Raw genomic sequence first — 12039 nt, forward strand, 5'->3', positions numbered from 1 at the left:
TTAACAATTTTTTTTCAAACGTGGATTTCAGTGAGTATGTTCTCGGTGAAAAGAGTACCCCTGAGCAGGGTGGCAAGTGCCCATGGGCCTGCATATGATGCAGTAACGATAAATATGAAGGGAGAGAGCTGCTTGAAGAACAAGAGTCGCAAAACCACCAGAATCAAAAAGCCGCTCTATAGTGTAATTGACCCGGATTTGAATGAATTAAGTATGATACAGCGCTTGAAGCCACAACCTGCGGAGAGGGAGACAGAAGCAAGACTTCATCAAGTTGCTTCTCCGCCTCCCCCAACGGAAGAGGTGCTGGAGAAGCAGACTGTTGTCGAACCTGAAGTTCATATTGTACACGAGACAGAGGTTGAAAGTGAAGATACAGAAGAGACTCAGGTCTCGATGGAGGAAGCCAACGAGCCAGAGCCTCAGCCTGATCCCATTGATGTCGAGGAAATTCTGAATAACAAGAAGGCGCCCCATGTAAACAACGCTTTCATTTATACAGATGATTTGAGCGATTTGGCTGTGACTGGTGAGAAAATTGCTCCTGCTTCCATCGATTCCAGCAAGCTGAAGCAAGAAAGCATCCAAACTGAATATCTGGCGGATTATGCCGTGCAAACGATTAAAATAGCCGACGGTGCAGTGACTTCTGCGAAAATTGCCCCTGATTCCATTACGGTGGAGCATATATCGGATGCATCGGTGTCAGGTAGCAAATTGCAGGATCGCTCCATTGGCGGTGAGAAACTTCGTGATGGCAGCATCACCCCGGAAAAGCTGGCCGACAAGATTATCAGCGGTGATCATATTGCAAATGGCTCCATTGAGAGCCGTCATTTCAAGCATTGGATTGTGTCTCCAGACATGCTTCAAGATCATGCGGTTACCTCTGAAAAAATTCGCAGCGGTACGATTCAATCGAATAATTTGGCTAATGAAGCCATCGACAGCTCCAAGCTAGGAGAGCAGTCTGTAACCACTTCCAAACTGCGGGACGGGGCTGTGGATGGTTCTAAAATTCAGGCTGGCAGCATTGAGAGCGCACACCTGACCGATCATGCCGTTCATGCCCGGCATCTGGCCCCTGGTTCAATCAGCCGTCAGCAGCTTTCTAGCGGAATTGTGGGCAAGGAACAGCTAGAGGAAGGTGCTGTCAGTGGACGTCATCTGGAGCATGAGGCGGTCAGCGGTGAGCATATTCAGGTAGAGACGATTGAAAGAAAGCATGTGAGTCCCGGCGCAATCGGAGAAGAGCAGATTGGTACAGGTGAAGTGACAGCCCGGCATCTCGCGGACCGGAGTATTCAGTCCAATAAGCTGGCGGATCAGTCAGTAGGCTCACTGCAAATTGTCGATCAGTCTGTGACCTCATCCAAAATATCAGATCAGAGCATTCTGCCACATAAAATTGCCGATGAGGCAGTACTTACCAGACATATTGCTGCGTCGGCAATTAAAGGTCGCCAGCTTGCTCCGGAGGCGGTCTCTTCATTACACCTCCAGTCTGAAATTATTCGTAAGCATCATATCGTAGCCGAAGCAGTGACGGAAAAACATTTGCAATCCGGCGCTGTGACGAGCCAGAAGATAGCGATGGGCGCAATTCTGGATCATCATGTGGCGAATCAGGCTGTCAAGGAAAACCATATTGCCCCGAACTCTATTAAGTCTGACAAAATCGCTGAAGAAGCGGTGACTGAGGCTAAAATAGGCGCAGGAGCGGTAACGGGAGATAAAATTGCGCCACAAACCATTACACACGTACACATTGCAACCGGCGTGATTCGTGAGGACCACCTTGCCAACAACAGTGTGGGTGGAAAGGCATTGCAGGCTCAAGCGGTCGAGTCGAAACATCTGGCCCACAGTTCTGTGCTGAGTGAACATCTTAGAGAGGGCAGTGTAGGAACCTCGGCGATGCAGGGACAGTCCGTTACCGCAGATATATTGGGCGAAGGTGCGGTTCAAACCGGGCATCTGGCGAATGGGGCGGTGTACTCGCATCATTTGCAGGATCATTCCGTCACTTCGCTAAAGCTATCGCCGGAAAGTGTGGCTACGGACAAAATTAATGACCTGGCGATTACGGCTCCTAAATTAGCAGAAGGTAGTGTAACTTCCTCCAAGCTGTCAGCTCGCTCCGTGCAGCCGTGGCACATCACGGATAAAGCGGTGCAGAGTAACCATCTGGCTATAGAAGCGGTGGAAGCGAATCATCTCGCTCCGGAATCCGTCACCTCCGACCATCTGAAATCTGCATCTGTCCAGACCAAGCATCTCGCCCCGGATAGCGTGTCCGGTCATGCACTTCAATCGGAAAGCGTCACCTCTGAGAAGTTAGCGGCTCGTGCTGTGCAAGCTTCCAATTTGGCGGAAAATAGCGTGGGCCCTGGACATCTGGCTGCACACGCTGTCCACACCCGGCATCTGGCACCAGGAGCGGTACAGGAAACCATACTGGCAGATGGGGCTGTAAAATCGGTGCATATTTCACCGGAATCCATCCAATCAGAGCACTTGCAAAGCGGTGTCATTGAGGGAGAGCATATCGCATTACAGGCTATAGCGACCCCGGCCTTACAGGATGAAGTGATCACCTCTGCCAAATTGGCGGAAGGCAGTGTAACTTCCACGAAGCTGTCTGCCCATTCGGTGCAGTCCGGGCATATTACGGACGAAGCTGTACAAAGCAACCATCTGGCTGTGGCAGCTGTGGATTCGGCACATTTGGCTGCCGGAGCAGTGACCTCAGTTCATTTACAGGCTTCCTCAGTGCTGACGAGACATCTGGCCCAGGACAGTGTGTCCGGTCGTGCGCTCCAAGCGGAAAGCATCACCTCGGAAAAGCTGGCAGCGCGCTCAGTGCAAGCGACGAATCTGGCGGAAGACAGCGTGGGCCCTTCACATCTGTCCGCGCAGGCCGTACACACCCGGCATTTGGCTGCTGGAGCGGTACAGGAAACCGCACTGGCAGAAGGTGCAGTGAAGTCTGTGCATATTGCACCGGAATCCATCCAATCGGAACACTTGCAAAACGGGGTCATTGAGGGAGAGCATATCGCATTGCAGGCTGTGGCGACCCCGGCCCTACAGGATGAAGCGGTGACGTCAGACAAACTGGCGGAGGAAAGTGTAACCTCTACCAAGCTATCTGCCCATTCCGTGCAGTCCGGGCATATTACAGATGAAGCCGTGCAAAGCAATCACTTGGCTGTGGCGGCTGTGGAGTCGACACATTTGGCTGCCGGAGCAGTGACCTCGGTTCATTTACAGGCTTCCTCAGTGCTAACGAGACATCTGGCCCCGGACAGTATATCCGGTCGTGCGCTTCAAGCAGAAAGTATCACTTCGGAAAAACTGGCAGCACACTCGGTGCAAGCGACGAATCTCGCGGAAGGAAGCGTGGGCCCTTCACATTTGTCTGAGCAGGCCGTACACACCCGGCATCTGGCAACAGGAGCGGTACAGGATAAAGCACTGGCAGAGGGGGCAGTGAAGTCTGTGCATATTGCATCGGAGTCCATCCGGCCGCACCATCTGCGCATCGGAAGCATCCAGGGTGTGCATATCGCATCAGATACGATATCGACCCACGCCTTGCAAGATGAGTCTGTTACGTCAGACAAACTGGCGGAGGAAAGTGTAACCTCTACCAAGCTATCTATCCATTCGGTGCAGTCCGGGCATATTACAGATGAAGCCGTACAAACCAGTCACCTGGCTGTGGCAGCTGTGGATTCGACACATTTGGCTGCCGGAGCAGTGACCTCGGTTCATATACAGGCTTCCTCAGTGCTGACGAGACATTTGGCCCAGGACAGTGTATCTGGTCGGGCGCTCCAAGCAGAAAGTATCACCTCGGAAAAGCTGGCGGCACGCTCTGTGCAAGCGACGAATCTGGCGGAAGGAAGCGTGGGCCCTTCACATTTGTCTGAGCAGGCCGTACACACTCGGCATTTGGCAGCAGGAGCGGTACAGGACAAAGCGCTGGCAGAAGGGGCAGTGAAGTCTGTGCATATTGCATCGGAGTCAATCCAGCCGCACCATCTGCAAAATGGAACCATCCGGGGCGTGCATATTGCATCAGATACGATATCGACCCACGCTTTGCAAGATGAGTCCGTTACGTCTGACAAACTGGCGGATGAGAGCGTGACAGCTGCCAAAATATCACCTTATTCCATCCAGCCGTGGCACATTGTCGACGAAGCTGTGCAAGGGAATCATGTGGCAGAAGAGGCTATCCAGTCGAACCATTTGGCCCCGGAATCCGTCACCTCTTCCCATTTGCAGGCTTCGGCAGTGACGACCCAGCATATTGCGCCGGGGAGTATATCGGTTCACGCCCTCCAGTCAGGAAGCGTGAACAGTGAGAAGCTTGCGCTTCGGGCGGTGCATGCTTCGAATCTGGCGGAAGCCAGTGTAAGCTCCGTACATCTGACGGAGCATGTCGTACACCCTCAGCATCTGGCCGATGGGGCGGTCCAAGGATCTGCGCTGGCAGAAGGAGCGGTACAGTCAAAACATATCGCTTTGGATTCCGTCCAGTCGGAGCATCTGCAAGCAGGGGCCATCCAGCAACAGCATGTAGGAGGGCAGGCGGTGTCGGAGGATGCCTTGCAGGAAGGAGCGGTTACGTCCAGCAAGATCGCGAATGGAGCGGTGCAGTCCTGGCATGTGGCTAAGGAGTCCATTCAAGACCAACATCTGGCTCCTGACAGTATATCCGGTCGGGCGCTCCAAGCAGAAAGTATCACCTCGGAAAAGCTGGCGGCACGCTCAGTGCAAGCGACGAATCTGGCGGAAGGAAGCGTGGGCCCTTCACATTTGTCTGAGCAGGCCGTACACACTCGGCATTTGGCAGCAGGAGCGGTACAGGACAAAGCGCTGGCAGAAGGTGCAGTGAAGTCTGTGCATATTGCATCGGAGTCGATCCAGCCGCACCATCTGCAAAACGGAACCATCCAGGGCGTGCATATTGCATCAGATACGATATCGACCCACGCTTTGCAAGATGAGTCCGTTACGTCTGACAAACTGGCGGATGAGAGCGTGACAGCTGCCAAAATATCACCTTATTCCATCCAGCCGTGGCACATTGTCGACGAAGCTGTGCAAGGAAATCATGTGGCAGAAGAGGCTATCCAGTCGAACCATTTGGCCCCGGAATCCGTCGCCTCTTCCCATTTGCAGGCTTCGGCAGTGACGACCCGGCATATTGCGCCGGGGAGTATATCGGTTCACGCCCTCCAGGCAGGAAGCGTGAACAGTGAGAAGCTTGCGCTTCGGGCGGTGCATGCTTCGAATCTGGCGGAAGCCAGTGTAAGCTCCGTACATCTGACAGAGCATGTCGTACACCCTCAGCATCTGGCCGATGGGGCGGTCCAAGGATCTGCGCTGGCAGAAGGCGCAGTGCAGTCAAAACATATCGCTTTGGATTCCGTCCAGTCGGAGCATCTGCAAGCAGGGGCCATCCAGCAACAGCATGTAGGAGGGCAGGCGGTGTCGGAGGATGCCTTGCAGGAAGGAGCGGTTACGTCCAGCAAGATCGCGAATGGAGCGGTGCAGTCCTGGCATGTGGCTAAGGAGTCCATTCAAGACCAACACATGGCCCCTGACAGTATATCGGGTCGTGCGCTTCAAGCAGAAAGTATCACCTCGGAAAAGCTGGCGGCACGCTCAGTGCAAGCGACGAATCTGGCGGAAGATAGCGTGGGTCCTTCCCATTTGTCTGAGCAGGCCGTACACACTCGGCATTTAGCAGCAGGAGCAGTACAGGACAAAGCGCTGGCAGAAGGAGCAGTGAAGTCTGTGCATATTGCATCGGAGTCGATCCAGCCGCACCATCTGGAAAATGGAACCATCCGGGGTGTGCATATCGCATCAGATACGATATCGACCCACGCCTTGCAAGATGAGTCTGTTACGTCTGACAAACTGGCGGATGAGAGCGTGACAGCAGCTAAAATATCACCTTATTCCATCCAGCCGTGGCACATTATCGACGAAGCTGTGCAAGGGAATCATGTGGCAGAAGAGGCTATCCAGTCGAACCATTTGGCCCCGGAATCCGTCGCCTCTTCCCATTTACAGGCTTCGGCAGTGACGACCCAGCATATTGCGCCGGGGAGTATATCGGTTCACGCCCTCCAGGCAGGAAGCGTGAACAGTGAGAAGCTTGCGCTTCGGGCAGTGCATGCTTCGAATTTGGCGGAAGCCAGTGTAAGCTCCGTACATCTGACGGAGCATGTCGTACACCCTCAGCATCTGGCCGATGGGGCGGTCCAAGGATCTGCGCTGGCAGAAGGCGCAGTGCAGTCAAAACATATCGCTTTGGATTCCGTCCAGTCGGAGCATCTGCAAGCAGGGGCCATCCAGCAACAGCATGTAGGCAGCCAGGCGGTGTCGGAGGATGCCTTGCAGGAAGGAGCGGTTACGTCCAGCAAGATCGCGAATGGAGCGGTGCAGTCCTGGCATGTGGCTAAGGAGTCCATTCAAGACCAACACATGGCCCCGGACAGTATATCGAGTCGTGCGCTTCAATCGGAAAGCATCACCTCGGAAAAGCTGGCGGATGAGAGTGTGACAGCGGCCAAAATATCACCTTATTCCATCCAGCCGTGGCACATTATCGACGAAGCTGTGCAAGGGAATCATGTGGCAGAAGAGGCTATCCAGTCGAACCATTTGGCCCCGGAATCCGTCGCCTCTTCCCATTTGCAGGCTTCGGCAGTGACGACCCAGCATATTGCGCCGGGGAGTATATCGGTTCACGCCCTCCAGGCAGGAAGCGTGAACAGTGAGAAGCTTGCGCCTCGGGCAGTGCGTGCTTCGAATCTGGCGGAAGCTAGCGTAAGCTCCGTACATCTGACGGAGCATGCCGTACACCCTCAGCATCTGGCCGATGGGGCGGTCCAAGGATCTGCGCTGGCAGAAGGCGCAGTGCAGTCAAAACATATCGCTTTGGAATCCGTCCAGCCGGAGCATCTGCAAGCAGGGGCCATCCAGCAACAGCATATAGGCGGGCAGGCGGTGTCGGAGGATGCCTTACAGGAAGGAGCGGTTACGTCTGGCAAGATCGCGAATGGAGCAGTACAGTCCTGGCATGTGGCTGAGGAGTCCATTGAAGGCCGACACATTGGCGAGGGAGTCATTGATACGTATCACCTGAAGCCGGGGGCGGTGACACTGGCTCAGCTATCCACAGATATTCACCTCTCGGGGCTTTTGCCGGAGGAAGGCATCAGTGGCGACAGACTCCAGGCTGATAGTGTATCTCGCAGCCATCTGAAAGCTCAGGCCGTCGACAGTGAGGTGCTGGGCCCGGAAGCTGTAGGATCGGAGCATCTGCAGGCAGCTGCGATACAAAGCCATCACCTGGCAGAACAGAGCATTGAAGGGCATCATCTGGTGGAAGGCTCCGTAGGCTCGCGTGAGCTGGAGCTGAGCGCAGTGAAGCCGGAGCATCTGAGCATCACTCCTGTTCGCACCTGTGCGAATCAGCCTGCATTGCAGCAGTTCGGCAGAGCACCGTTTCTTCTGAAGGGCAGTGAAGGAGAGACGGAGGTTACGATTGTATTCGGGGAGCCTTTTGTGAACCCGGACTATACGCTTGTAGCCATGACCAACCATCCTCTTTTTCATGCGACACTAAAATCACAGACACCCGGTGGTGCGGTGATCGTCGTAACCAAATGGAACGAAACCTCGCACAACTACGGCATTGTCTCATGGATTGCCATCGGTTAATCAAGGCGTTATTACATGACATTTATAGCGTGCGGCTCGTGTGTTTTCCAGATACAGAGCTACGCGCTTTTTTCATATACTTTTCACATATTTCTTCCACAATTATCCCGAATTCTCCTGATAAGCTAAAGATACTTTAAAGGAGAGGTGATTCAATCATGAAAAAATGGACTAAAAATGCAGCAGCCGTATTGACCGTAGTAAGCGTACTGGGAGGAGCAAGCAGCGCATTTGCCGCTACAGCAACAACGACTCCAGCCACAACTGCACCAGCTACTAAAGCTCCTGCGGTTACAACACCAGCTACCAAAACCCCTGCAAAAGCACCTGTGACAAAAACACCTGTAGTGAAAGCACCTGTTAAAAAAGCTGCAGTGGCACATAAAGCAACAACAAAAGCGAAAAAAGCTCCTGCCAAAAAAGCAGTTGCCAAAAAAGTGGTGAGCCATAAAGTAAAAGCAGTGAAAGCGAAGCATCGTACAGTTAAACACCATGCCGTTAAACATAAAGCGACAGCTCACAAAACTCGTGCACATCATGCTGTAGCTAAAAAAGCAGCTCACAAAGTAGTTCACAAAGCTCCGGTTAAAAAAGCAGCACCTGCAAAAACAGCTCCAAAAACAGCAGTGAAAACAGCTCCGAAAGCAGCAGCTAAAGCAGTAACCACAACCAAAAAATAAGGTTGAAGTGCAGTCAGTTTTCAGTTCGCCTGGTATATACAGCAGCGATTCATGATAAGAAAAGACGGGACCGGGAACGGTATACCCGTCTTTTGTCTATTTTGCTGGGCTTCTGTTAAGCTAACAGAGAGGATGGAACCATCCAGAACAACAGCAAGGGGTTATGGTCATGACAAAAATAGTAGTGGTGGATGACGACGTGTTCATTTTGCAATTAATATCTGAGTATTTGAAAAAAGAATCCTACGAGGTCACTTCCTTCTCCAGTGGCAAAAACCTGATAGAGCATATCCGTACGGACCATCCAGACTGCCTCGTTCTTGATATCATGATGCCCGGAATTGATGGACTTTCCCTGCTGACTCAGCTTCGTGAGTTTACGGAAATGCCAATTATTATGATTTCCGCGCGCGGTGAGGAAAGTGATCGTATCCACGGGCTGGAGCTGGGATGCAGCGATTTTTTGACCAAGCCCTTTAATCCGCGGGAGCTGGTTGGGAGGGTCAAAGCGATGCTGCGACTGAGTAAGGCTGGAACGTCTGCACCGGATGATAAGGGGGCGCCAGGAAGCGCAGAAGTATGTCGAGCGGGCAATCTGTGTATTTTTGCAGATTTTCGTAAGGTCACTGTGGATGGACAAGAGTTAAATTTGACCTCCCGTGAGTTTGATCTGCTGCTGTTTCTCTCAAATCATTTGGAAAGACCTTTTGGCAGAGAGCATCTGATTCAGCAGGTGTGGAGCTATGATTTTATAGGTGATGTGAGGGTCGTGGACGATCTGGTCAAACGAATTCGCAAAAAGCTGGCGGAATACCACTCTACGCTCGTCATTAATACCGTTTGGGGATTCGGATATAAAGCAACGGTTCAGGGGCAGTAGCCATGCGTACGATGAGAGCTAAAATACTGCTGTCCCTATCTATCGCAATGCTCATTACTGTCTGTATTACGGTAGTTTTGTTCATCAGGCTTATCGACGATCTACTCGTAAATCAGGCTAAATCCAAGCTTCATGAACAGGCACGCAAAGCCGTCCATATTATGAGCGACGGAGGCTTTGACCGGCTGGATAACGCTGAGCTTAACTATGTCATCAAAGGTATGCTTTTGTCTGCCGATTATTTTATTTTAAGCACGGATAATCGTATCATCGACTCCAGCGTGTCTGGAGTGGAGGGGAAGAAGATAGAGAGCTTGCTCTTGATCCGTCAGGGATTTTTTGCATCTGTTCATCCGTCTGCCCATGATCTGGCTTCCGTACATGAAGGGGTTGCCGTGTTTCAAGGTAAAAAGATACTGTTTACAAATGAAGAATTACCCGGACAACCTTTTCGAATTTTTGTATACTCGCCGTTGTCTTCATTGAGAGCGCTCTATGTCCCGTTAATGAGAACTACAATATTGTCTATCGTGGCGAGCTTTCTGGTGATTCTCGTTATTGGGCTGATGGTTGTTTCACGACTGGTACGCCCGCTCAAGCGATTGAAGGAGGCTGTAGGCAACTATGAGCCGAATCAACCACAGGATAGTGATTTTCCGCAGGCAGACAAAAGTGAAATTGGAGAACTGATCGGCACCTTTCATTCCATGTCGGCCCGTATTCAGCAGCATCACAACGGTCAGATTGAATTTTTGCAAAATGTTTCTCACGAGCTAAGGACACCGTTAATGTCCATTCAAGGCTACGTATATGCCATTCAGGATCAAGTGGTATCCCAGGACGAGGGGCTTGGTATCATTAAAGTGCAGTCCCAGCGATTAATTGATATGGTGGAAAAGCTGCTGCAGCTATCAAGGCTGGAGGCGTTGAATGAAGAGTGGCCTGTTTCTTTGATAGATCTTGGAAGCATGGCAGAGGACGCTGTTCATTTGTTGATGCCGGTGGCTGCTGAACGCTCGATCTCGCTTCGTGTGGAGGGGGAGGGCCTGCATGTGGCCGTTCCAGCCGAGCAATTGTTCCGCATGATATTGAATTTGTTGCAAAATGCGGTTCGACACACCTCTACGGAGGTTGTCATTCATTTGGAGGCGGGGACAACACCGGAGGTTGTATGGGTTATGCATGTGGATGATGATGGAGAAGGACTGACTGAACAAGAGGCAGCCGAGGTGTTCGGGAGATTTTATACGGGTTCGAACGGTGTCACGGGTCTGGGATTGGCTATTTGCCGTCAAATTGCTTCCCGGCTGGGCGGTGAACTGAGCTGTACACGTTCACCATTGGGCGGAGCGCGGTTCAGTTATATACAACATATGTTATAAATGAGTGCAAAAATGGTTGAAACTGATCGTTTTTCGGGCTTAACCTTCCGTTGATGTGACAAAAGATGGGAGGTTTTTGGGCTTATTTTAGATATTGCTTGACTGGCAGGCACTAAACTGAGTAAAATTGTTCGTATATACCTTGACTCATGAACGTCGTTTTTTTAGATAGTGGTCAATAATAGTGATGAATAAAAATGAAAGAGTGATGAGATGAACCGCCTTTTGGAAGTGAAGGACTTAACGATATCTTTCAAGACCCGTCAGGGACTAGTGCAGGCCATTCGTGGCGTAAACTTTCATGTCAATAAAGGAGAGACGCTGGCCATTGTCGGTGAATCCGGCTCAGGCAAAAGCGTAACCTCACAGGCTGTAATGAAGCTTATTCCGACCCCTCCCGGTATTTATCAAAAGGGTCAAATTTTATTTGACGGGGAAGAGCTGATTAATAAAACCGAAAAGCAGATGCAAAAAATTCGTGGTAAGGAAATCGGTCTGATTTCTCAGGACCCAATGACTTCCCTTAATCCGACAATGAAGGTCGGCAAGCAGATCACGGAAGTGCTTTTCAAGCATGAAAAGATATCCAAGGACGCTGCTTATAAGCGGGGCATTGAGTTGCTTACCCTGGTAGGTATTCCGCATCCAGAGCAGCGCTTTAACCAGTATCCGCATGAGTTCAGTGGCGGTATGCGTCAACGTGTCGTGATTGCGATGGCACTGGCTGCTAACCCCAAGCTTCTGATTGCCGATGAACCGACGACTGCGCTGGACGTAACGATTCAAGCTCAAATTTTGGAATTGATGAAGGACCTTCAGAAGAAGATCGACACTTCCATCATCTTTATTACCCATGACCTCGGCGTTGTAGCGAAAATGGCGGATCGCGTGGCTGTTATGTATGCCGGACAAATCGTGGAAACAGGTACGGTTCATGAAATTTTCTATAATCCAAAACATCCATATACTTGGGGGCTTCTCGCTTCCATGCCAAGTTTGGACAGCCATGGTCAGAAGCTGGCAGCTATTCCGGGAACACCACCGGATCTGTTACACCCACCTGTAGGCGATGCTTTTGCAGCCCGCAGTGCTTATGCCATGAAGATTGACTTTGAGAAAGAGCCTCCACTCTTTCAATTATCCGATACACACTTTGTGAAATCATGGCTGCTGCATCCAGATGCGCCTGCGGTTGAGCCACCAGAGGCGGTAAAGGCCAAGCTTCGCAAGCTGGATAATGCATTTGAAAAGCCGGTTTTGGTAGAACAATACAGCGTTTAACGAACGATGTAATTTGCTACTAAACGACTCGCAAATAAGGATTTGCAAAATTCTGAAATAAAAAAAG

Annotated in this window: 5 protein-coding genes; all 5 read left to right on the forward strand. The window is 51.3% G+C overall.

Annotated elements, in window-relative coordinates; genetic code table 11:
* The first annotated feature begins 132 nt into the window (after positions 1–132).
* The 5 genes from B4V02_RS07060 (at position 133) to B4V02_RS07080 (ending at position 11972) form a co-directional block, all read left to right on the forward strand.
* On the forward strand, positions 133–7749 hold the full coding sequence (locus tag B4V02_RS07060) for a WIAG-tail domain (protein WP_094154253.1): 7617 nt from the start codon (positions 133–135) through the stop codon (positions 7747–7749).
* 158 nt (positions 7750–7907) lie between these two features.
* Entirely contained in the window at positions 7908–8429 is a 522-nt protein-coding gene (locus B4V02_RS07065; protein ID WP_094154254.1) for a hypothetical protein, read from the forward strand.
* 169 nt (positions 8430–8598) lie between these two features.
* On the forward strand, positions 8599–9309 hold the full coding sequence (locus B4V02_RS07070) for a response regulator transcription factor (protein WP_094154255.1): 711 nt from the start codon (positions 8599–8601) through the stop codon (positions 9307–9309).
* A gap of 2 nt (positions 9310–9311) precedes the next feature.
* Positions 9312–10691: a sensor histidine kinase gene (locus B4V02_RS07075; protein ID WP_007431512.1), complete on the forward strand. Its 1380-nt coding sequence runs from the start codon at positions 9312–9314 to the stop codon at positions 10689–10691.
* A 213-nt stretch (positions 10692–10904) separates the two neighbouring features.
* Complete coding sequence (locus tag B4V02_RS07080; RefSeq protein ID WP_007431511.1) at positions 10905–11972, forward strand: ABC transporter ATP-binding protein; 1068 nt, start codon at positions 10905–10907, stop codon at positions 11970–11972.
* Positions 11973–12039: the final 67 nt, after the last annotated feature.

This window comes from Paenibacillus kribbensis (genome assembly GCF_002240415.1).
Taxonomy (GTDB): domain Bacteria; phylum Bacillota; class Bacilli; order Paenibacillales; family Paenibacillaceae; genus Paenibacillus; species Paenibacillus kribbensis.

Excerpts from the sequence above, each read along its gene's own strand:
- B4V02_RS07080 (WP_007431511.1), top strand. The coding sequence starts at position 10,905 with ATGAACCGCCTTTTGGAAGTGAAGGACTTAACGATATCTTTCAAGACC.
- B4V02_RS07065 (WP_094154254.1), top strand. The coding sequence starts at position 7,908 with ATGAAAAAATGGACTAAAAATGCAGCAGCCGTATTGACCGTAGTAAGC.
- B4V02_RS07075 (WP_007431512.1), top strand. The coding sequence starts at position 9,312 with ATGCGTACGATGAGAGCTAAAATACTGCTGTCCCTATCTATCGCAATG.
- B4V02_RS07070 (WP_094154255.1), top strand. The coding sequence starts at position 8,599 with ATGACAAAAATAGTAGTGGTGGATGACGACGTGTTCATTTTGCAATTA.